The organism is Kitasatospora sp. MBT66, assembly GCF_000710405.2.
GTDB lineage: Bacteria > Actinomycetota > Actinomycetes > Streptomycetales > Streptomycetaceae > Kitasatospora > Kitasatospora purpeofusca.
Map to the genome: position 1 here is coordinate 135,335 of NZ_JAIY01000011.1, position 21,689 is coordinate 157,023.

A 21,689-nucleotide genomic window follows, 5' to 3' on the forward strand; every position below is an offset into this window, starting at 1 on the left:
GGCCCGGCCGGGGTCGGCCGCAGGCCTCACCGGCCGCCGGTCGCCTCGGGTTCCGCCGGCCCGTGCCGGGCGAGTTCGGGCTCCAGTCCCTGCGTGAGCGGTGGTGGCACGGACCGGCCGGTGTCGCGGCGCCATCCCTCGAACGCCCACGCCGTCGCCGCGACCAGTGCCAGCCCGAGCAGCCACCCGGCGAGGACGTCGCTGACCCAGTGCACGCCGAGCGCGATCCGCGTGCACCCGACCCCCAGGACGCTGATCACCGCCGCCGTCCGCGCCGCCGGCAGCCACCGGCGGCCCAGCACCGGGGTGAACACCAGCAGCAGCACCGCCCAGCAGGTGGCGGCCGTCATCGCGTGCCCGGACGGGAAGGAGAAGCCGGGGGCGTGCGCCACGGGATCGGGCAGAGCGGGGCGGGCGCGGGCAACGGTGACCTTCACCGCCAGGCCGGTGAGCCCGGACGCGGTGACGGTGGCAGCCGCCCACACCGCGAGCCGCCAGGCCCTGCGCCACAACAGCCAGCCGACGGTCGCCGCGATCAGCAACCGCATCGTCAGCGGGTCCCACACGCCGTCGCTGAGGACGCGCAGCACGGCGAGCACACCGGGGCGGTCGCGGACCGAGGCGTGCAGGTGCCCGGCGGTTCCGGCGTCGAGCCATTGCAGCGGTGGCCAGTTCGCCTCGATCAGCACGAGCAGCAGCGCGACCGGCACCGCCGCGACGCCGAACGCGACGACGCCGGCGAGAAGGCGCTCCCCGAGTCGGAGGTCCGCGGTACGCAGCGACGGGCGCAGCGGGGTGCGGTGGCGTCCGGGCCGGGGGATCACGATCCGCTCCCTTCCGGATCGGGCAGGACCGGGCCGGGCCGCCCGGTGCGGTCGGCCTCCAGTTGGGCGGCGAAGGCGAGACCGAGGAACAGGGCGATCGCGGTCAGGTAGGCCCAGACGAGGAAGGAGAAGACGACGCTGAGCGGTCCGTAGACGGCGTCGAAGGAACCGCTGACGCGCAGGTACAGCGTGAGCAGCCAGGTCGCGGCGAGCCAGAGCACCAGGTGGACACCGGCGCCGAAGGCCAGCCAGCTGTAGCCGGGTTGGCGGCGGCGCGGGGCCCTACGGAAGATCAGGGCGGTGGAGGCGAGGGTGAGCAGCAGGCCGATCGGCCAGCGCAGCAGCGTCCAGGCGGTGGTGGTTTCGGTGCCCAGGCCGAAGACCTGGTCGGCCGCCGCGGCGACCTGCGGGCCGGCGACGAGGACGAGGAAGCCGGTGCCGAGGGGCAGGCCCGCACCTGCGGCCATCATGAGGCTTCGGCTGTACTTCCGGTCGAAGGGGCGGTCGCGCTCGATGCCGTAGATGCGGTTGGCGCCGCGTTCGATCTGGGACATGGCGGTCACCAGGTTGGCCAGCGCGAACAGGGCACCGAACCAGAGGGCGACGGTGCCGCCGGTGCGGTTGCGGCTGCGGTCGAGGACGTCATGGACCAGGTCGCCGCTGGATGCGGGGGCCATCCGCTCGATGCTGGCCGCGACCAGTTGGCCGAAGGGCCCTCCGTGCACCGAGGACGCGAGACCGACCACGGAGATCGCGAACGGCACCAGCGAGAGCACCATCTGGAAGGCGAGGGCGCGGGCGTGGCTGAACCCGTCGGCGTACCGGAAGCGCAGGAAGGCGTCACGGGCCAGGGGCCACCAGGCGCTGCGGCGGAGTGTCAGCACCGCCTCGTCGGCGGACAGGTGCTCGTGGCCGGCGCCGACGCGGCTGGCGGTTCCCATCAGAGGTCCTCCGTCCGTCGGTGCCGGCGGCCGTGGTCGGTCCGTGTCATGCCGTCTCCCGTTCCTCTTGCGTGCGTGCTGTCCCCGCCCCTTCGAGCGGCGTGTCCCGGGCGGTGCCGGGCAGTCGCACCAGCAGGGCGTCCGGGCGCACGCTCAGTGCGAGCACCCGGCCGTCCCCGACCGGGTCGCCGTCGCACTCCCGCGGGCGGGCCCGGTCGGCGGTGAGTTCGATCCGGTGGCCGCGGAAGTGCTCCAGCGGGGCGGCCGGGCCGGGCCGGTGGGTGCCGGTGACCAGGCCGACCAGAGCGGCGCCCCAGCCGCGCAGGCCCTGCGGCTGCACCAGGACGAGGTCGAGCAGACCGTCGTCGGGCACGGCACCGGGGAGCAGGCGCACCCCGCCCTGGAGGGTGCCGACGTTGCCGACCACCGCCATCCGGACATGGCGCCGCACCGGGGGGCCGCCGTCGACGCGCACGGTCAGCGCGAACTGACGGTCACCCAGGTGCCGGATCGCGCCGAGCAGGTAGGCGGGCCAGCCGAGGCGCCGCTTCAGGCCGCGGTGGGTGGAGGCCATGACGGCGGCGTCCAGGCCCATCCCGGCCATGGTCGCGGCGGCCCGGGCGGGCAGACCGTCGCCCTCTGCCCGCATGAGGTCGATCCGGCGGGCGTGGCCCCCGAGGGCGGCGGCCAGTGCGTCGGCCGGGTCGGCCGGCAGGCCGAGGTTGCGGGCAAGCAGATTGCCGGTGCCGCACGGGACGACCGCGAGGGCCGCGTCCGTCCCGGCGAGTGCGTCGGCGCAGGCCGTCACCGTGCCGTCACCGCCGCAGGCCGCCACCAGGCCGGCCCCACCGGCGACGGCACGCTCGGCCGCCGCCCGGCCGGAGTCCTCCGCGGACCCGGGCAGGAGCCGCGGAGGCTGGTGACCGTGGGCGGTGACGACCGCGTACAGCCGTTGCAGCAGGGCGTCGTCCACGCCCACCGGGTTGTAGACCAGGGCGACGGATCCGCGCACCGGAGCTACGGGACCGGTGCGGTGCCGCTGCCGGGCGGGAAGCGTTCGGGACACCACCCACAGCGCCGCAGCGCCGTTCAACGCGCCCGCCACCACGTCGGTGGGGTGGTGCATGCCCCGGTACAGCCTGCTGGCTGCCACCAGCACCGGAACGGCCCAGAGCAGCGCGCACACCACCCGCCGCCACCCGTGCCCCGGGCGCAGCAGCAGCAGACCGAGGCCTCCGTACAGGGCGGTCGCCGCACCGACGTGCCCCGACGGGAAGCTGGAGGTCGGCAGCGCCCCGTCGAGCCGGACCACGTCCGGCCGGGCCCGGTCGACCAGGTGGGCGGCGGTCACGAAGAGGGCGGCCTGAAGGGCGACCGCGCCCGAGAGCAGCGCCGCGCCCCGCCAACGGCGCCCGACCAGCAGTGCGACGGCCGCGAGCGCCGTCACCGTCACGACGGCCGGAGTGAAGGCGAGCGCGGACAACCAGTCGCTCGCCCCGGTCAAGGCGGGGGTGCGGTGCGCGGCCAGCCAGGCCACCAAGCCCCGCTCGCCGGGATCCCACCAGCCGGCCGGCGGGTGGGTGATCAGCAGCCCGACCGCGACCAGCACCGCTCCCTGGGTGGTCGCCGCCAGCACCGGTACGCCGATCCGCACGGCGCGCGCCTGAGTTCTCGTCACGGACGCCGTGTCCCCCGATCTCCGGATTTCATCCCCTGGCGTGGACCCGCCGAGAACGGGTAGCGGAGCGTCTGCCATCATCAGCCCCTCCTCCGGACGGAACACCCCCGATGACCACCGAGACCGCACCCGGCCCCCGTCCCGTCGCACACGCTTCGGCCGCCTCCGGGCCCGGCTCCGTCGAACAGGCCGCCGCCGCCTCCGGACCCGACCGCGGCCCGACTCTGCGCCGTCGGCTGGAAGCCCTGATCGGAATCGCTGCCACCGAGGGCAACCTGCTGACGCCGTTGCGCAACGGAGACGAGATCTTCCCCGCGATGCTGGAGGCCGTGAACACCGCCCGGCGGACCGTCGACCTGATGACCTTCGTCTACTGGCGCGGCGACATCGCCCGCCGGTTCGCCCACGCGCTGGCCCGCAAGGCCTCCGAGGGGCTGCGGGTACGGCTGCTGCTGGACGGGTTCGGCAGCAGGCTGATCGAGCCCGAGCTGATCGACCTGATGGAGAAGGCCGGCGTCCGGATCTCCTGGTTCCGGCGCCCGGTCAGGCTCTCGCCGTTCAAGCAGAACCACCGCTGCCACCGCAAGGTCATGGTGGTGGACGGCCGGATCGCGTTCACCGGCGGAGTCGGCATCGCCGAGGAGTGGTGCGGCGACGCCCGCCACCCGGGAGAGTGGCGCGACACCCATGTCCGGGTGGTCGGCCCCGCGGTCGACGGCATCGCCGCCGCCTTCGCGCAGAACTGGGCCGAGTGCGCCCCCGGAACGCTCTACGACGGGGCCGACCGGTTCGAGGAGCACGAGCAGCCGGGCGGCGCGGTGGTCCAGGTCGTCCGGGGCTCGGCCGCCGTCGGGTGGCAGGACCTGCAGACCCTGATGCGGGTGGTGATCTCCTCCGCGGAGCACCGGCTCCGCGTGGCCACCGCGTACTTCGCCCCCGACGACTACTTCGTCGACCTGCTCTGCCAGGCGGCGCGGCGCGGCGTCACCGTCGAGCTCCTCGTACCGGGGCGCCACACCGACAAGCGGGTCTGCCAGCTGGCGGGCGAGCGCCATTTCGGGCGGATGATGGCCTGCGGGGTGACGGTCTGGCAGTACGAGCCGACGATGATGCACGCCAAGGTCCTCACGTTGGACGGCACGATGTCGGTGATCGGTTCGGCGAACTTCAACCGCCGCTCGCTCGACCACGACGAGGAGGTGGTGCTGGCCGTGGTGGACGAGGAGTTCACCGCCCGGCTGGACCAGGACTTCGACCGGGACCTGACGCGCAGCCAGGCCCTCACACCGTCCCGCTGGCGCCGCCGCGGCCCGGCCCGGCGCGCGATGGAGGCGGCAACCGCCCCGATCCGGCACTTCCTCTGAGCTTGCCGTTCAACCGTTTGTAGCGGTTCGTCGGGGTTTGGTGCCCTTCCGGTGACGGGCGGGCCGGGGCGCGTGCGCGCCCGAGGCATTCGCCTACTTCCTCGGCATCGGACCGGGCACGCCGGTGGACGGCGACAGGTAGAAGCTGGTGACGCTGCCGTCCGCCTGCCGGTCGAGGTGGCGCTCGCCCGGCCGCCGGGCCCATGGTTGTGGACCTCGAACGCTTCTCGAAAGGCCTGCGCGAGTTGGACCTCATCTCCACCGCGGTTCGGGCCCGGACCACCGTAGCCGCCGCTGAGGCCGAATTCGGAGGTCGACCGCTTGTCCACGGATCTGTCGATGCCCCGCATCCGCGCGTGTTCCGGCCACACGGGAATGGGTTCGGGCCGGATCAACTGAATCGCGGGGACCCGGCAGGTGCGCTCTGCCTACTGTCGAAGGGGCTCTTCGCAATTGTCCATGGGCGCCGCGCGGCCTCGATCGACCCGTACAACGCTGGATGTCCCTCCTGGACGCGGACCGGACCGTGCTCCCCTCATCTTGAAGCGGGAACTGGAGGTTTCGTGGGATATACCGTCCTGAGCACGACCAGTGTGCCGGCCGAACAGCGTTTCGACTTGTGGTGCGACCTGATAGGCCGTTCCGTCGCCCCCGTACGAGTCCGGAGCCGCCACACCTCCAACTTCCTGGCCGACGCCGGCGCGCTGGACCTGGGGGCGGTCCGGTTGACCACGATGTCGTTTCCGCCGATCCACTCCTTGCGCACGCCCGCGCTGATCAGGAATTCCGACCCCGAGGGCTATGAACTGGCTCTCATCCTGGACAGCGAGATGTCGATATCGCAGTCCCGGCAGGACAGCCGCTTGTCGACGGGCGACTTCGCTCTGTGGAGCACGTCGCTGCCGTACGAGGGCCAAGGACTGGGCGGGACGGCCGGCCCGCTGCTGCGCGGTATCGTGCTGCATCTGCCGCGTTCCGGGTTCCCGCTGCCCAGCGGCAGGGTGGACCGCGTCCTGGCCCGGGCGCTGCCGGGGCGCAGCGGTGCCGGCGCCGTGCTCGCCGCATTCCTGCGCAGCGTCGTCGACCAGGCACCGTCGCTGGAGGGGCCGGCGCTGGACCGGATGGGCACCGCGGCCTGGGAACTGACCGCCGCCTTCCTCGCCCACCACCTCGACGCACACGACCGCCTGCCACCGGAGGCCCGCACCCGCATGCTGCTGGCCCGGATCAACGCCTTCATCGAGGACAACCTGGCCGAGCCCGCCCTGTCCCCCGCGTCCGTCGCAGTCCACCACGGTATCTCGGTAAGGACGCTCCATTATCTCTTCCGGCAACAGCGGGAGACCGTCTCGGCGACCATCCGCAGCCGCCGATTGGCGCGCTGCCACGCGGCCCTGAGCGACCCCGCCCTGCGTGCGCTGCCCGTTCACGCCATCGGCGCGCGCTGGGGCTTTACCGACGCCGCCACCTTCAGCCGCTCCTTCCGCAGCGCCTACGGCATCACCCCCGCCGAGCACCGGCGATCGACACTTCCCGCTCCCCGTGCCGCCCGCACCGGCTCCGGTCGCCTTGCGCGCGGTGTCAAGGAAGGCTGCGCCGACGAACAATGACACCGGCAAAGGTCCGACGGAGACTTCTCGCGCGGGGTCACGACGCCCCATCCATCGACCGAGGAGAGACCATGCGAGGAGCGAAGAAGCGCGCGCGAGGGCTGCTACTGGCAGCACTGGCCACGGCGAGCCTCACAGCGGGCACCGTGGCGGCGGCCTCACCGGCGAGCGCGGACAGTTGCATCAACGGGTGGTTCTGCCTCTACTACAACTCCAACGGAGGCGGTGCGTTCGTCAGGCTCTACCAGAACATCCCCAACCTGACGGACGTCAGGTTCAACGCCTGCGGGACCAACTGCAACGGCCTCGGTGAGAGCGTCTGGAACAACGCTGCCTCGGCGCGGAACACGAGCGATTGGTACGGTGCTGCCGTCTTCTACCGGTTCAACTACTTGGGCCCGAGCGACTTCATCCAGCTCAACACTCTCGCCAACCTCGTCAACACGTACAACGAAAACGCCTCGGTGCAGTCCGGGCCGTGAACAGGCGGACCGTACTGACGACATGCGCGGTCGCCGTATGCGTCGCGGCCGGCGGAGCGGTGGGCTACACGGCCACCGCCGGGCGCGGCACCGACGGTGCCGGGAGCACCCGGGCCGAGCTCCCGGTGCAGGCGTACCTGCTCACCTATCAGCAGCGCGACGACCTGAACAGCGCCTACGAACGGCTGGTGGAGCGCTGCATGCGCGAACGGGGCGCGCCGATCCAGCCGCTGGTGCATGTGCGCCCGCCCCTGAAGAACTTCCTGGAACGGCGCTACGGCCTGACCGATCTGGAACAGGCCGAACGGTACGGCTACGGGCTCCCTCCGTCCGGGGACGCCGCCGCGCCACCGACCCCGCCGGAGCTCACCGACGCTCAACGCCTCGTCTTCGAGGGCACTCCGGGTGACGAGCAGCCGCCGCAGGGCTGCGCGGACTGGGCCGTCCAGCAGCTCGGCGACACCGCCAGGGTCCGGGAGACACCGGTCGCCATGGAACTGCAGCGGAAGTCGTGGGACGTGTCGGCCAAGGACTCCCGCGTCGTGGCGGCGACGGCCAGATGGTCGTCATGCATGAGTGCGCTCGGCTACCACGCCTCCTCACCCGTGGACACGAGCGACAGGAAACCCGCCGACCAGGCGGCGGAGCGTGCACAGGCCGCCTCGGAAGTACGGTGCAGCCGTTCGTCCGGCGTCGTCCGCGAGTGGTTCGCAGTCGAGGCCGCGTACCAGGACGAGATGATCAAGCGGAACAAGGACGCTCTGTCGGCCGAACGGTCCGCCGCGCAGCGGGTCGCCGACCGGGCACGCGCGGTGCTCGACGGCTGACCGGGGACGGCTGACGGCCGGGCGGGTGGCGCCGGACAGGCGGCTGGGCCGGGGCCGCCGCACGGGCACTCGTCACCAAGGGTGAGGGATTCGCTTCCAGGGCTTCGAGGTGATGAAGTCCACGGCGGCCGATCCGCGATCTTCGGTCCGAGTTCGGCGAATTCACCACAGCGGGCCAGGTCCGGGAGATCGCGGAGCTCGTCCCCCGGACTGACCTTGTTCTCGTTCTCGCGCGGCTGACAATCAGCGCGGTTCGGCACAGCTGTGACTGTCCGTCGCGGTCGGAGAGGTGCTCACCGAGCCTCGCAGGTCACGAGGCTCGTCGTAGTCGGCGAATCCGCGCACGGATTCCGCCCTACTGGTTCACCACCGCCTGTTCCCGGGAGCAACCGATCACCAGCACCTGGCCGTACGCCGACAGGGAGGAAACTCACGGTGCCGGGGTCGGAGGGCCCCTGGCCAGGGGGTCAGCGGCGGTGACGGGCCGGGCCGCGGCGGCCGGGCCCGGCGGTCACGAGCCGGCGGGCTCCGCGGTGACGCCCGATCGGGCTCGTGGACATCACGACGGCCGCCACGGCGACGAGCGCCGGTAACGCGAGCAACAGCAGGATCATCATGAGCGGGCCTCCACAGGTGTCCGGTGCCGCACCGCCTGCCCCGTTCCTCCGCACCCACACCCCGGACCACTCGAACGGTTGCTGGCCGAACCCCGCCCGGCCGGCACACCGCCGGAACAGGAGAAGTCGCACGAATGCGTCCCCGATTGCCGGGTAGCCGCCCCTGCGTCACAGCAGGAACAACCGACGAGGAGGCAGTTGTGAGCAGCGGACTGTGGGGCTACGAAGGTGCCGGGGGCTACGTGGCGGGCAGCGACCTGACCGGCTTCCGGGTCGAGGCGACCGACGGCCACATCGGCAAGGTGGACAAGCACACCGAGGACGTCGACACCGCCCACATCGTGGTGGACACCGGCCCGTGGATCTTCGGCCGCGAGGTCCTCCTCCCGGCCGGCACCATCACCCGCATCGACACGGACGACAAGACCGTATGGGTCGGCCGCACCAAGGAGGACATCAAGAACTCACCCGAGTTCGACAAGGACAAGCACACCGACGACCCGGAGTACCGCCGGCAGGTCAGCGACTACTACACCGACGGCGGGCACCTCTGACCCAGACAGTTTCGTTTAGATCATCGAGCGGACCAGAGGAAGATTCCCGCGATGTGGAGCCCGGCCAGGCAGATGGTCGCGGTCTCTCTCACGGTCGAAGGCGGGCGGGCGGCCTCCACGGCTGCCGCGTCGCACCCGGTGGGCCCGTTGGTCCACCGGAACGGGAATCACCGTCCGGATGCCCCGCCTGCGCAGATGGTCGCGGATGGCACGCGAGGAGTACGCCTTGTCGGCCAGGACGACGTCCGGCCGGGTTAGGGGCCGCCCTCGTGGTCGGGGAACACGCAGGCGGGCCATCACGGCGGTGAACGCGGGTGCGTCGCCGGCTTGGCCCGCGGTGAGGACGAACGCCGGCGGGCGGCACCGGCCGTCCGCTGCCAGGTGGATCTTCGAGGTCAGCCCGCGGCGGGACAGCCCGATCGCGCGCTCGCCCGGCTCTCGGCCGGGGCCCCCTTTTGCGGGCCCCGGCCGCATGCTGGTGTGCTCGCACGATTGTGGAGTCCACCGAGACCGCCCGGTACAGCTCCTCGTCGGCGTCGGCCTGGGCCATCAGCGCGACGAACACCGTTCCCAGGTCCCATCGACGGCCCACATCCGAAGCCGGTTGTAGACGCCCCGCCAGTTGCCGTACCTCTCCAGCGCGAACGTCTCTCCCGTGCCACCGCTGCGATCCAGGCTCACGCGGGCAGGCCGTCGCAGGAGCGCCCGAAGCCCCGCACCCGGACTTCGGTCCGGGTGGATCACGTCAACACTCAGAGCAAGAATGGCCCTGCCTGCGGGGAACCTCACGGTGTCTCCGGAGGGATGATCGAACGTGGGCGGATCGGCGAAGGATGCGCAGGGCCGGTGTCCGCGGGCGCACTGTCCTGTGGTCAGCCTTCGGCGCTCTCGCCGAGGCGCCCGACTTCGGCGGTCAGTTCGTCGATACGGCGGTTGAGGGCCTGGATGCACACCAGCGAGACGCCGAGACCGTCGACGACGGGGATGGTGGTGTCGTCCCCGTTGAAGCCGAAGGCGGCATGCCAGTCCTGGGCCATCGGCCCGAGGTGGCGCACGTCTTCGGGCTCCCACAGGTAGCTCCAGGTGCTGACGGGCAGCGCGGCCACGGTCTCCAGGACCGTGAAGCCGTTGACCGCACCGACCGGGGCCACCGCGCCGCTCTCCCACGCTCCGGCCGGACGACGAGTCGGGGTGTTGTGGTCAGCCGTCCGGGAGCGGCGGCGGAAGACGCGCACCTCTATCGGCTCCAGTCGACCGGGATGACGTCCTTCTTCAGTCCACGGTCGCTGAAGAGAAGGCTGCCGTCGTCCCCGACGGTGATCGCTCCATGCGCGCTGGCCGGTGTATGAACGCCGTCACCGAGCAGGACGGCGTCGTAGCCTGCCAGCAATTCCTGGACTGTGCCGGGGCCGAGGTTCTCCGGCGCGGAGATCGCGGCGATGCCGCTGTGGTTCGTGTAGGCCGCCCCCAGCAGTCGACCTCCGGTGGTGTAGAACTGGACCTGGACGCCGCGAACGGGCTCTCCGGAGACGGCGGCGACGACGGTCGCGCTGATGTTCTCCAGCTGCATCTGCGTAATGTTCAACGAGCCCTGGCTCGCGGCGATGTTGACCGGCTGGAGGCTGGGGCATTCCGCGCCGGCACACGGCGAGGCCGGCGGGGTCGCCGCCGACGCGATGGCGCCGCTCCCCACGCCCAGCGGCACCAGAGCCGCTGCCATCACGGTGATGGTCCTACGACCCAAAGAGGCCATTTCCACTCCAAGTTGAATAGCCCACTCGCATTCCGAACAGCGCACTACGGCTGGGACGAGCGGGGCGCGCGTGCGGCACGCGACGAGTGCCGCCCTCTCCCCGGGCGACGCAAATGAGCGTACGGGCAGTAATCCGGCCCGACCGTGCGCCCATTGGGAGTACGCACAATCTGATGAATCATCAGCAGCGCGGTGACGAACGCACTCGACGAAATGAGGGCACGCCGGCGACCGGTCGGCGGGCGGACACTCGGCGCCCGGCCGTCGCACCGGGCGAGGTGCGGCAGCTCTACAAGGATCTCGACGGTCGACGAGGTTCGGATCGGCAGCGGACCTCGACCGGGCCATGCCGCTGCTGCGGGCGGGCTTCGGCGCGGTCGCCGTTCGGCGAGGTCGTGCGGCCCCGTGGACGGCCCCCGATAATCGGACTGTACCCGTCGGTGACACCCAAGTCCGGCCTCCCGTGCGTGGCGGCCTCGCTGCGCCGACCGGCCGTCGGTGACCCCTGGCCCACTCCCGGCCATAGCACTACGGGCCGTCAGGGAACGGCCCGCCGTGTACGGCCTCGGTGACGTCGACGGTCTCGGGGCGGGCGTGCCACTCACCGGGGAGCCGGGGGAAGCCGCACGCCGAACGCAACAGGCCAGGCCGGCCGCCTGACAAACTGTCGGCGACCGGCCCCGGGGGCGTGAGTCCTGTTCAGCTGGTCTTGAACTTCCAGCCACCGAGGGAGGCCCACTGGCTCCAGCGGCTGCCGTTGATGTTGTAGGCATGGGAGATGACGCCGTCGGTGCCGATGGCGAACACTTCGGCCGCGTTGGTGCCGGACTCGTAGACCGCGTTCGGGGTGCCGGTGAACTTGGCCGCGGTGTCCAGGGATTCCCACCCTGCCCATTCGCCGGCGTCGATGTTGTAGTTGTGGTTGATCACTCCGTCGGCCCCGGTGCCGAACAACTCGATGGCGTTGGTGGCGGCGTTGTAGGTGGCAGTCGGGCTCCCGTTGAAGTGGAAGGCCGGGCCGAGGGTGCTCCAGCCGCTCCACTGGCTGCCGTTGAACAGGTAGTTGTGGGAGATCACGCCGTCCGTCCCGGTTGCGAACACCTCGGTGACCTTGTTCACGGGGTTGTAGACCACGGCGGGATTCGAGGCGAAGCGGTAGTCGGGGCCGAAGGTGGACCAGTTGGACCACGCACTGCCACCGGTGCTGTAGGCGTGCGAGACGACACCGTCCGTACCGGTGGCGAACACCTCGGCGGTCCTGGAGTCGGGGTTGTACGTGGCCGAGGCGCGACCGGTGAACTTGTAGTCCCTGTTCATCGGCTGCCAACCGGACCAGGACCCGGCGTTCATGTTGTACGTATGGTTGATCACACCGTCCGTACCGATGCCGAAGAGCTCGATGGCGTTGGTGGCGGCGTTGAACACCGCAGTCGGACTGCTGCCGGAGCGAAAGGCCGGGCCGAGAGTCGCCCAGCCGCTCCACTGCCCCCCGTTGAACAGGTAATTGTGGGAGATGACACCGTCCGTCCCGGTCGCGAACACCTCCAAGACCTTGTTCACCGGGTTGTACACCGCACTCGCACTACCCGTGAACCGGAACGACGGGTCCAGCGTGCTCCAGGCCGCCCACGCACCGCCGCCGGTGCTGTAGGTGTGAGCCATGATCCCGTCGGCCCCGACGGCGAAGGCCTCCGTCGTCCCGGTCTCCGGGTTGTACACGGTCGCCGCAGCCGGCGACGTACCCGAGGGGGTGGGGGTCGGGGCCGGGACCGTCACGTCGTCGACGATGCTGTTGTTGCGGACCGGCTTGTAGCTGGTGCCTGCGGGGATGGAGCCGGGAAAATAGGGATAGGGAATCGTCCGGTGATGGACGCCGCTCCCGCTGAACTCGTAGCCCACGTAAGCGCTGTGGGCGGTGTCGGCCCAGCGGTCGAACAGGACGACATGGCCCAGGGCGCCGGCGGCTTCGTTGAGGAGCGCGTCGCCGGGCCTGAGTTCCTCCTTGGAGATCTTCGACGCGACGCCCGCGGGGATGAAGCTGGTGGTGTCCAGGCCGGGCGTGCCCAGCTTCCAGGCCATCGAGACAAAACCGGAGCAGTCCTGGCGATAGCCGTTGTGGTACGTGGACCAGCTGTAGTCGAGGCCCAGCGACACCCACGAGTTGGCCCGGGCGGTCGCCTCGGAGCGGCTGACCTGCGGGGCGACCGCCCGGGCCAACGGGCCGGCGGCGGGTGCGTCCTGCGCCTTGCCCGGGTCGGGTGACCCCTGCCCCGGGCTGCCCTTGTCGCCGGCGCCGGGTATGGGGACGCCCGACGCGGTGCCTGACGGGGCGTCCGACGGCGCGTTCGTGGCCGGCTGGGCGTGCACCGGGGCGGCGCCCAGGGCGAGGGCGGACAGGCCGGCGGCGAGCAGGACGGAGGCGGCGCGGACGGCGGGACGGGTCGCGACGGACATTCGTGTGCTCCATGGCTGGGTCGTGGGGTGGAGGCCTGCTCCAAGGCGTGCGGAAACGCCGGGCGGCCGGAGAGAGGGGCCCCGGACCCGGGAGGGGTCGACGCGGGCCGTTGGTGCGGCGTTGACGGTGGGCGATACGCGATACGAGGTGCGCGGAGTTGAGGGTGCGCGGCGCGGGGCGGCGCGGCGGAGTCGCCGGGCGGCTACTCCCAGATAATGTTGTCGAGCTGCGGCGCCGGAGCGGCGGCTGCGACGGTGGTGCCGGTGGAAGCGCGCCGGTCGGTGTCGACCACCTGGGGGCCTACGGCCGCCACGGCGGCGAGGGCGTGCGAGGCGACCGCGGCGGCCCGGACGAGACGGATACGCAGCATGTGGGGTGTCCTTCGGGAGTGTAGGGATGGCGGTGGTTCACCGGCTGCGCGCCCCGCGGTGGCGCGTTCACCGGTGCTGTCCTCCGGGTCGGTGTTCCCCGGCGGCAAGCACAAGCTTCGTCGCCGCCCAGTCCGCCTGGAAGGCCTGTCAGGTGGACGGAAGGGGTCCTGGACCGAATCGGCCAGGGTCGGTCGGGGACGCCATCAGCCGCTCGTAGAACGCTGCGACCAGCGGGGCCGCGGCCGGCCCGGCCGTCCAGCCGCGCAGTGCGGGCAGTGCGGGCAGTTCGTCGAGGGCGCGCCGGACGAAGGCAGCCGCCTCGGCCTCGGCGTGCTCCAGGGTGGGGGCGACCAGGTACAGCCCGGCTTACCGGGCCGGCGTGGCCGTGCCGGTGCACCGAAATGTGTTCCGGCTCCCTCGGCGGCGCCGTCCCGGCGAGCAGCAGTGCAGCGAGCTCGGCCGGAAGCTCGGCACCCGGCCCGAGGGCGGTGAGTGGAATGTGGACGAGATACATGCAGCGACCCTCCCAAACGGTTCAACTCGCGCACAGGGGGCCAACTTGGACGATTCCGGCCGTGGCCGGTCCAGTCCGCCGACGTGGCCCTGGCCGGTCGCGGTCGTTCGTGTAATGGTCCCGAGAGCGTTGTCCGCAGGACCTTCACGGGGGGATTGCCTTGCTCGCCATACTCGGGCTCGACCGCAGGGCCGAGAGCGTCTACCGGGCGATGCTCGCGCACCGGGTGAGGGCCCTGGCGGAGCGGCTGGGGGTGGCGGAGCCGGTGGTCCGGCAGAACCTGAACCTGATCAGCGAGCTCGGACTGATCCGGACCTCGTACGAGCGGGACGGTGAACTCCGTTCCGTTCCAGCGGAGATCGGCATGGAGTTACTGATGGGCCGCCAGAAGGCCGAGCTGGCGGCCCATCAGGCGCGGATCGAGTCCTCGCGGGTGGCGGCGGCCCAGCTCATCACGGAGTTCGCGGAGCTGGGCCCGGCCACAAGCCGTCCGGGGATCGAGCAGTTGCTCAGGCTGGACCAGATCCGGGACCGGCTGGCGGCCCTCTCCCACGGTCTGGACCACGAGGTGATGGCCTTCGCCCACGGCGGTGGCCACCGGGCGGAGAGCATCGCCGCCGCGAAGCCGCACGACCAGGACTTGCTGGCCCGCGGCATCCGGATGCGCACGGTCTGCCTGGGCAGCGTGCGCGACAACCAGCCGACGGTGGAGTACGTGGCCTGGCTGGTGGCGCTCGGGGGTGAGGTCCGGACCACGCCCGAGCTGGCCACCAGAATGATCATCTTCGACCGGCACTGCGCGGTCATCCCCGTGAACAGCGATGACACCGCGGCCGGCGCGGTGGTGCTGGCCGGCCAGGGCACCCTGACCGCGCTCCGCGCGCTGTTCGAGTTCGGCGTAAGGGCGGTCCAGCGGGGCTGGCTGCCGTCCCAGCCGTAGTCTGAACGTCCCCCTGCGCGCGGCCGCGACCTGCCCGTCGGCAGCCGCGATCCCGGCGCGCCGCTCGCGCAGTCCGGCAAGCTCGGAGGGGTGCAGCCGGCGGTCCACCCCGAGATACCGCCCACGATCACGGCCCGCACGGCGTTCGACATCGGCCGGCGGAAGTAGCTCTCCGGCTGCTCTCCCCTGCCGTTCGCCCAGGCCGGGACCGGCATCGCCTCGTGCACGATTGCGACCTGAACGACCGGTCCCAGTCGGACTGGAGCCGGACGGCGTCGACCATCCACCTGTGGTCCGAAAAGAATTTCGTGATCGCCCCGGGTAGGTACCGCCGGAGCGGCCTTCCATCGCCGGTCGCAGCGCAGTTCCTGGACGGTCTCGAAGTCGGACAGCACGTGCAGGGCCTGCAGCGTGATCGCCGCGGCCAGGATTTGCGGCGGCTTGCTCGGCCGGCCGTTCGTCGACGGATACATGTCCGCGAACATCGCTGCGGGGAACAACCGGCCCCGGTGCTCGGCCAGGAACGCGAACACACTGTCCGCCGGGATCAGCTCCCGGCAGCTCTCCCACACGTCCGGCCCGACCGCCTCCCCGGCCCATTCCCCCCTCGCCACACACACGAGTCCGGCCCCACCGCTCACACGGCGGGGCCAGAACCCAACACTTTCATCAGCGTTCCAGGCAGCGTGTCCGCCGCCGTACACGCTGCCGTTCGCCCGGGCCCGGTCACCTCGCGAACCACGGTGAACAGTCCCAGGCCGCCTCGTGACCAGTCCCCTCGAAGTTCGACGGGGCTGGACAAGCAGTCGCACCCCGTACACCGAGCACGGCCGTACCCAGGAAGCTCTGTCCCACCTCGACGCCCTCTGCGGGAGCCGTCGCGGACACCGATCCGCACACACCGGTCCGTGATGCGCTCAACAGTGACTGCATCTCCGGCAGCCGTCTTCGCCGAATTGCCGACAAACTGGCTGACTCCGAAGGGGTGCGTCCGCGAGGTCAGCGTCGGGGCGGCCGGGTGGCGGTGTCGACGTAGAAGGCGTCGATGCTCTGGACGGCCTGTTCGAAGTCCGCCAGGTTGACGGGCTTGGTGACGTAGGCGTTGGCGTGGCTGCTGTACGCGCCGGTGACGTCGTCGGGCGCCGAGGAGGTGGTGAGGACGACCACCGGGATGGTGCGCAGGTCCTCGTCGCTCTTCAGGACCTTCAGCAGGTCACGGCCGTTCATGCGGGGCATGTTGAGGTCGAGGACGATCAGGTCCGGGCGCGCGCTCGCGGGGTCGCGCAGGTGCTCCAGCGCGGCGACTCCGTCCGTGACCTGAACGAGGTTGCGGGTACCCCGCTCGCTGAGGGCCTCCTCGATGAGCATGGCATCGGCCACGTCGTCCTCGACAAGCAGGACGTCGACGGCCCGGCCAGGGCTGGTGGTCATCACAGGTTGCTCCGCAGGTTTCTTGTCGGATCGGTCGAAGAGCCCCGGCCAGCGGCGCCGGGCGCCCTGACGGGTCATGCCGCACGCGGCTCCCAGCTGCGGGTAACCCGCGCCGGCCCGCGCAGCCGTCAGGGCAGCCTCGTACTTGAGGCGCTCGGTGGCGTGCTGGAGGTGGTCCAGGACGTGCAGCAGGCTCAGTGCGCCCGCCGGCCCGCCGGTAGCGGCCAGCGAGGGGTCCTCCAGCAGTTCCAGTGCAAGCCTCCGCGCCAGCCGGCCCACCGCCGCGTCCGCGACTGCCGCCGTCTGGTGCTGGGTGGTCCGCAGGACGAAGTTCTTGCCAGGCACACCCGCACTTTAGGCCGCCGCAGGACCCCGCGACAACAAACATTGTCAACGACCCTCTACAGTGTGCGCTGCGCCTCTTGGGCGGCGGCTGTCTCAGTGGAGGGTTTCAGACGATGACCGGCGATGAGGGGACTCACCGTGCAGGCGGGCACACCGGGTGGACGACCAGGTTGTGGCTGCGTGTCGGGGCCTGTGTCTCGCTGGCGGTCCTGGGCGTACTCGGCGTGAGCGGGGCGTGGGTGCTGGACCGCACCGCCGAGATCAGCGACGGCCTCGTGGACAAGAAGTCGCCCGCCGTCACCACCTCGTTCCGCCTGGAGTCGGCCGTCCTCAACCAGGAGACCGGTATTCGCGGCTACGGGCTCACCGGCAACCCGGAGTTCCTGGAGCCCTACAGGCAGGGCCTCACCGACCAGACCACCCACACCGACCGGCTCTCGCAGCTGCTGGAGGGGGACGAGGCCGCGCTCGCGGACCTCTCGACGGTCCGGGCGGCGATATCGCGATGGCAGGACCGGATCGCCCGGCCGATCGCCGCCCAGCCTCCCGGCGCGCCCGTGCAGCTGGCCGCCGAACGCGCGGCCGAGAGCAAAGCCGCCTTCGACGAACTGCGTGCCGCCCTGCGCGACCAGCAGGGCAGACTGACCGCGGAGCGTGCGCGGGCACGCGAGGACCTGGCCGGCGTCATGCGACTCAGGAACGGGCTGTTCACCGCGATCGCCGCACTTGTCGCCGTCCTGACCGTCCTGGTCTTCGAAGGGCTGCGCCGCGGTATCACCACTCCCCTGGAACGCCTCGGCGCCGACGCCCGCACCGTCGCCGGCGGCGACTTCGACCACCCCATCACCCCTACCGGCCCCGCCGACCTGCGGCTGCTCGGCGCCGAGATCGACCTCATGCGCCGGCGCCTGGTGCGTGAGCTGGCGTTCACCGAGGAGGCCCGCACCCGCCTGGACGCCCAGGCCGCGGACCTCCAGCGGTCCAACACCGAGCTGGAACAGTTCGCCTACGTGGCCTCCCACGACCTGCAGGAGCCGCTGCGCAAGGTCTCCAGTTTCACCCAGCTCCTCCAACGCCGCTACGGCGGACAACTGGACGCCAAGGCGGACCAGTACATCGCCTTCGCGGTCGACGGCGCGAACCGCATGCAGACCCTCATCAACGACCTCCTGGACTTCTCCCGCGTAGGACGCCTCCACCACACCCACCAGGACGTCGACCTGGAGCAGGTCCTCGAACAGACCCTGGCCGCGCTGAGCGTCCCCATCGAGGAGGCGGACGCGCACATCACCCACGACCCGCTGCCGACCCTTGCCGCCGACCCCACCCAGATGGGCATGCTCTGGCAGAACCTGATCGGCAACGCCGTCAAGTTCCGCCGCCCCGACCAGGCCCCCCGCATCCACATCACCGCCGAACGCGACAACGACGGCGACGACGACGGGCCGTGGCGGTTCTCGGTGACCGACAACGGCATCGGCATCGCACCGGAATACGCCGAGACGGTCTTCGTGATCTTCCAGCGCCTGCACACCAAGGACGCCTATTCCGGCAGCGGCATCGGCCTGGCCATGTGCAAGAAGATCGTCGAGTTCCACGGCGGCACCATCCATGTCGACCCCGACCACCACGGCGGCGCGCGCATCCACTTCACCCTCGCTCCCCACCCACCGGAAGTCCTCGCGCCCGCCGAGCACACCGGGGAGGCCACGGCGTGACCGTCACCGCAGCCGCCGTACCCGCGGCCACCGCCGACGAGTCGCTCTACCGCATCCTCCTGATCGAGGACGACGCCGCCGACGCCCTCCTCGTGGAGGAACTCCTCCACGACACCGGCCTGCACGTCGAGCTGACCGTCCGCCCCACCCTCGCGCAGGCCCGCACCGCCCTCGTCACCGCACCCGTCGACTGCATCCTGCTCGACCTGCACCTGCCCGACGCCGCAGGACCAGCCGCAGTCACCGCCGTGCGCACCGTCGCCCCCCACACCGCCGTGATCGTCCTCACCGGCCTGTCCGAAGCACGGGCCGGCGCCGACGCCATGGCCGCCGGCGCCCAGGACTACCTCGTCAAGGGCAAGGTCGAAGCCGACCTGTTGCGCCGCAGCGTGCGCTACGCCGTCTACCGCAGTCGCACCGAACGCGCCGGCATCGAGGCCCAGGCCACCCAGCTGCGCGCCGAGGAGAACGCGCGCCTGCAACGCGGCCTGCTGCCCCCGCCGATCCTCGACACCTCCACCGTCACCGTCACCAGCCGCTACCTGCCCGGCGGCGCGCGAGCCCTGCTCGGCGGCGACTTCCTCGACGTCGTGGACGACGACGGCCTCCTCCACGCCGTCGTCGGCGACGTCAGCGGACACGGCCCCGACGCCGCCGCCCTCGGCGTCCTGCTGCGCATCGCGTGGCGCTCGCTGATCCTCGGCGGCCACCGCGGCGAGGACCTCCTCCACCTGATGGAACGCATCCTGGTCGCCGAACGCGGCAACCTCTCCATGTTCGCCACCTGCACCCTCCTCACCCTCGACCAGAACGCCGCGACGGCCACCCTCCACCTCGCCGGGCACCACGAACCGCTCCTGACCACCCCCGAGGGCACTCGCGAGGTCACCGCCGCCCACGGCATAGCCCTCGGCATCCTCCCCGGACTGCGCAACTGGCCCCGCACCACCGTCCCGCTACCGCCCAGCGGATCCCTGACCATCTACACCGACGGCCTCACCGAGGGCCACAACGGCAGCACCGGCACACGGCTCGGCGTCGACGGCCTGCTCACACTGATCGGCCGTCTGCCGCCCTGTGACCCGGCCACCCACGTCGACCTCCTCATCAAGGAGACCCACACCCTCAACGCCGGACGGCACACCGACGACCTCGCCGTCCTGCGCCTGGACTGGGAGGGCCGACAGAAGCGATGACCGCCCCCGCCTCACCGGCACCGTGGTCGTGGTCGTGGTCGCCGGCAGCGGCCACGACGTCGGCCCCACCGGTCGCTCAGACGCTCAACGCCACCGGGATCGTCCACAGGCACACGCTCCCGTATCGCTCGCAGACGAACGGCAAGGTTGAGCGCCTGAATCCCACTCTGCTCGACGAGTGGGCGTATGTGCGCCCGTACTCCAGCAATGCCGAACGCACTGAACCCCTGGCGGACTTCCTCCATACCTACAACTACCACCGGTGCTAGCCGAACAGTACGCAGGCTTGAACAGCTCAACTCCCCCGGCGTGGCAGGAACGAGGAAGGCAGGAGCCGAGGGGCTCGGCCGGGCGCAGGCGCGCGAAGGCGGCCTGGAACGCGCGCGGCGGAAGTCAGCCGGCTGCTGTCGAACGCGCGCAGGTCGGCGTGGACGGTCTTGCCATAGGGCTCCGGGGTGACACCCCAGTGGCCGCCGGTGAGGTGGTGGACCAGCGCCATCCGCGGCCGGACTCGGCAGCGGGGCCCGCGTCGATCAGGCGCGGCAGGATCCGGGAGCCGTCGCGGACGCTGGCCACCCGCGCAGCGGGCCGAACACCCCCAACACGCCCAAGCAAGGGTCCAGACAACATGCCATGAGGGCCAAAACACGCCCACAGAGCACAACACGTCACACCAGTCGGCCCCCTCGCCGGGCAGAGCCTCGCGTGCAGCACCCGCTACTCCCACCACGGATCCGTCCGGAGCAGAAGCCAGCGCGGCCACCAACTCGCGCCAGGTCGGGACCGGCAGCACCAGCGGACCCAACTCCTCTGCCGCGCAAGCCTGTACGCACTCGGGGCCCTCCGGCCCGTCCGGGCCGGCGTCATGGTCCCGGGGGCATTCGGAGGGCAGACTGGGACGAAGGACATCGCGACGGGGGCTGCGGATGAGGAAGATCTGGCGCGGACTGCGAGGGGAGACCGAGGGGAGCGGCCTCGGCGCCGTGACGCCGGTCCGGTCGCTGCCCGGCTCCTTCGACGTAGGGACGGTCGCGCTCTCAGCGGACGGGCGGTACGGCCTGTGCGCCGGCGGTGACGACCCGGTCCGGCTGTGGGACCTGACCACCGGCACCCTGCTGCGGGAACTCGGCACCGATGGTGCGGGCGGCGCGGGGCTGTGGACCTGCGGGCGACGGGTGGTGGCGTGCGGCGGGGGCTGGTTCAATGCCTGGAACACCTCGCCGCTCGGCTGGGAAGGCAGGCTCGACACCCGCCCGCCGGCGGGCCGGCGCGGCGAGCCAGTGCTCCATACCGGTGCGAGCGACCGCCGGGGAGCGATCACGTTCAGCGCCGACGGGCGATTCGCACTCGGCATCTGCGACGACAACGCGCTGCGGATGTGGGACCTGGCCGGCCCCGCATTCGTCCCGACCCTCCGGGGGCCGGGCGTGCGGATCCCCCCGGTCCGAACCCTGCAGGGCCACGGTGCCTACCCCACCGCCGTCTGGCTCTCCGCGGACGGGCAACGGGCCGTCTCCGCCGGCTCCGACGGTGAAATCCGGGTGTGGGACGTGGCGGGCGGCACGGCCCTGTCCATCCCACACCCCGACGGGTGGGTCTCCTCTGTCTGCCTGAGCGACGACGGCCGGCTGGTGCTCGCCGCAGGCGATCACGGGGGCCGCACGCTGTGGCTGCTGGACGCCACGACCGGTGCGCTGGTTCGCGCCTTCGAGGACGCTCGCGGGCGTTCGCCCCGACACTCCGAAGACCTGTCCGCAGACGTCCTGGTGGCCCGGCTGACCTCCGACGGACAATTCGCGATCACCGGCGAGAACGACGGCCGGATCCGGATCTGGTCCACGTCAACAGGCCGCTGCGTACAGACCCTTGAGGGACACACCGACGAGGTACGGGCGATCGCGCTCACCCCGGACGACCGCTTCCTGCTCTCGGGGTCCTCGGACGGGACCGTGCGACAGTGGCAGGTCGGCCGGTGACAGCGGGACACGCCGCCCGGGCGCCGGGAGGCGCACCCGTAGGACGGGCCAGGCATCACCGTCCCCCCGGGGCTGTGGCGGGTCCGGGTCTCC

Annotated in this window: 18 protein-coding genes and 3 pseudogenes; 10 read left to right on the forward strand and 11 right to left on the reverse strand. The window is 71.5% G+C overall.

Going from position 1 to position 21,689, the window contains the following annotated elements; translation table 11 throughout:
* Positions 1–26 precede the first annotated feature (26 nt).
* From BI06_RS31370 to BI06_RS31380, 3 genes are read right to left on the reverse strand one after another with little or no spacing between them, the layout of a single operon-like run.
* The gene (locus BI06_RS31370) at positions 27–821 is read right to left on the reverse strand and encodes a phosphatase PAP2 family protein (RefSeq protein WP_082558832.1); all 795 of its coding nucleotides are present in this window, start codon (positions 819–821) and stop codon (positions 27–29) included.
* Complete coding sequence (locus BI06_RS31375; protein ID WP_043473872.1) at positions 821–1,765, reverse strand: YihY/virulence factor BrkB family protein; 945 nt, start codon at positions 1,763–1,765, stop codon at positions 821–823. Before BI06_RS31375 ends, BI06_RS31370 begins: the two co-directional genes overlap by 1 nt.
* A gap of 46 nt (positions 1,766–1,811) precedes the next feature.
* Positions 1,812–3,443: a diacylglycerol kinase family protein gene (locus tag BI06_RS31380; RefSeq protein WP_233290365.1), complete on the reverse strand. Its 1,632-nt coding sequence runs from the start codon at positions 3,441–3,443 to the stop codon at positions 1,812–1,814.
* 110 nt (positions 3,444–3,553) lie between these two features.
* Between BI06_RS31380 and BI06_RS31385 the strand changes: the two genes are divergently transcribed.
* The 4 genes from BI06_RS31385 (at position 3,554) to BI06_RS31400 (ending at position 7,726) form a co-directional block, all read left to right on the forward strand.
* Positions 3,554–4,807 (forward strand): phosphatidylserine/phosphatidylglycerophosphate/cardiolipin synthase family protein, encoded by a 1,254-nt coding sequence (locus tag BI06_RS31385; protein WP_043473875.1) that lies wholly within the window; start codon positions 3,554–3,556, stop codon positions 4,805–4,807.
* 563 nt (positions 4,808–5,370) lie between these two features.
* Positions 5,371–6,417, forward strand: a complete 1,047-nt coding sequence (locus tag BI06_RS31390; protein WP_043473878.1) for a helix-turn-helix domain-containing protein — start codon at positions 5,371–5,373, stop codon at positions 6,415–6,417.
* 71 nt (positions 6,418–6,488) lie between these two features.
* Positions 6,489–6,899: a peptidase inhibitor family I36 protein gene (locus tag BI06_RS31395; RefSeq protein WP_043473881.1), complete on the forward strand. Its 411-nt coding sequence runs from the start codon at positions 6,489–6,491 to the stop codon at positions 6,897–6,899.
* Positions 6,896–7,726, forward strand: coding sequence for a hypothetical protein (locus BI06_RS31400; RefSeq protein ID WP_149030540.1), 831 nt, complete (start codon positions 6,896–6,898; stop codon positions 7,724–7,726). Before BI06_RS31395 ends, BI06_RS31400 begins: the two co-directional genes overlap by 4 nt.
* A 467-nt stretch (positions 7,727–8,193) precedes the next feature.
* Here BI06_RS31400 and BI06_RS51415 read toward each other — a convergent pair whose 3' ends face one another.
* Positions 8,194–8,343, reverse strand: coding sequence for a hypothetical protein (locus BI06_RS51415; protein WP_157855459.1), 150 nt, complete (start codon positions 8,341–8,343; stop codon positions 8,194–8,196).
* Positions 8,344–8,543: 200 nt separating this feature from the next.
* Here BI06_RS51415 and BI06_RS31405 point away from each other — a divergent pair, with 200 nt between their 5' ends.
* Entirely contained in the window at positions 8,544–8,897 is a 354-nt protein-coding gene (locus tag BI06_RS31405) for a hypothetical protein (RefSeq protein ID WP_043473886.1), read from the forward strand.
* An 87-nt stretch (positions 8,898–8,984) separates the two neighbouring features.
* Here BI06_RS31405 and BI06_RS46940 read toward each other — a convergent pair.
* The 5 genes and pseudogenes from BI06_RS46940 to BI06_RS51420 all read right to left on the reverse strand — a co-directional run.
* Positions 8,985–9,527, reverse strand: a pseudogene (locus tag BI06_RS46940) (IS5 family transposase); the annotation flags it as partial.
* A 242-nt stretch (positions 9,528–9,769) separates the two neighbouring features.
* Entirely contained in the window at positions 9,770–10,132 is a 363-nt protein-coding gene (locus BI06_RS31410) for a tail fiber domain-containing protein (RefSeq protein WP_043473889.1), read from the reverse strand.
* A 2-nt stretch (positions 10,133–10,134) separates the two neighbouring features.
* Positions 10,135–10,617, reverse strand: a complete 483-nt coding sequence (locus tag BI06_RS31415; protein ID WP_233290366.1) for a hypothetical protein — start codon at positions 10,615–10,617, stop codon at positions 10,135–10,137.
* Between the two features lie 732 nt (positions 10,618–11,349).
* Positions 11,350–13,104, reverse strand: coding sequence for a hypothetical protein (locus tag BI06_RS31420; protein WP_051742333.1), 1,755 nt, complete (start codon positions 13,102–13,104; stop codon positions 11,350–11,352).
* A 203-nt stretch (positions 13,105–13,307) separates the two neighbouring features.
* Positions 13,308–13,475 carry a hypothetical protein gene (locus BI06_RS51420; protein WP_158516486.1) on the reverse strand — a complete coding sequence of 56 codons (168 nt, stop codon included), beginning with the start codon at positions 13,473–13,475 and terminating at the stop codon, positions 13,308–13,310.
* Between the two features lie 675 nt (positions 13,476–14,150).
* Here BI06_RS51420 and BI06_RS51425 point away from each other — a divergent pair.
* Positions 14,151–14,930 carry a TrmB family transcriptional regulator gene (locus tag BI06_RS51425; protein WP_051742336.1) on the forward strand — a complete coding sequence of 260 codons (780 nt, stop codon included), beginning with the start codon at positions 14,151–14,153 and terminating at the stop codon, positions 14,928–14,930.
* Positions 14,931–15,253: 323 nt separating this feature from the next.
* Here the strand turns inward: BI06_RS51425 and BI06_RS54005 are convergent.
* Both BI06_RS54005 and BI06_RS31430 read right to left on the reverse strand, forming a co-directional pair.
* Positions 15,254–15,502: pseudogene (locus BI06_RS54005) on the reverse strand (transposase); the annotation flags it as partial.
* A gap of 427 nt (positions 15,503–15,929) precedes the next feature.
* On the reverse strand, positions 15,930–16,706 hold the full coding sequence (locus tag BI06_RS31430) for a response regulator (protein WP_082558810.1): 777 nt from the start codon (positions 16,704–16,706) through the stop codon (positions 15,930–15,932).
* A 113-nt stretch (positions 16,707–16,819) separates the two neighbouring features.
* Between BI06_RS31430 and BI06_RS31435 the strand changes: the two genes are divergently transcribed.
* The 4 genes and pseudogenes from BI06_RS31435 (at position 16,820) to BI06_RS31445 (ending at position 21,596) form a co-directional block, all read left to right on the forward strand.
* A complete protein-coding gene (locus tag BI06_RS31435) occupies positions 16,820–18,424 on the forward strand; it encodes a CHASE3 domain-containing protein (RefSeq protein WP_043473894.1) in 1,605 nt (534 codons plus the stop codon).
* The gene (locus BI06_RS31440; protein WP_043473897.1) at positions 18,421–19,620 is read left to right on the forward strand and encodes a PP2C family protein-serine/threonine phosphatase; all 1,200 of its coding nucleotides are present in this window, start codon (positions 18,421–18,423) and stop codon (positions 19,618–19,620) included. The genes BI06_RS31435 and BI06_RS31440 overlap by 4 nt, the downstream gene beginning before the upstream one ends.
* 77 nt (positions 19,621–19,697) lie before the next feature.
* Positions 19,698–19,886, forward strand: a pseudogene (locus BI06_RS46955) (integrase core domain-containing protein); the annotation flags it as partial.
* Between the two features lie 660 nt (positions 19,887–20,546).
* Positions 20,547–21,596, forward strand: a complete 1,050-nt coding sequence (locus tag BI06_RS31445) for a WD40 repeat domain-containing protein (RefSeq protein ID WP_043473899.1) — start codon at positions 20,547–20,549, stop codon at positions 21,594–21,596.
* The last annotated feature ends 93 nt before the right edge of the window (positions 21,597–21,689 follow it).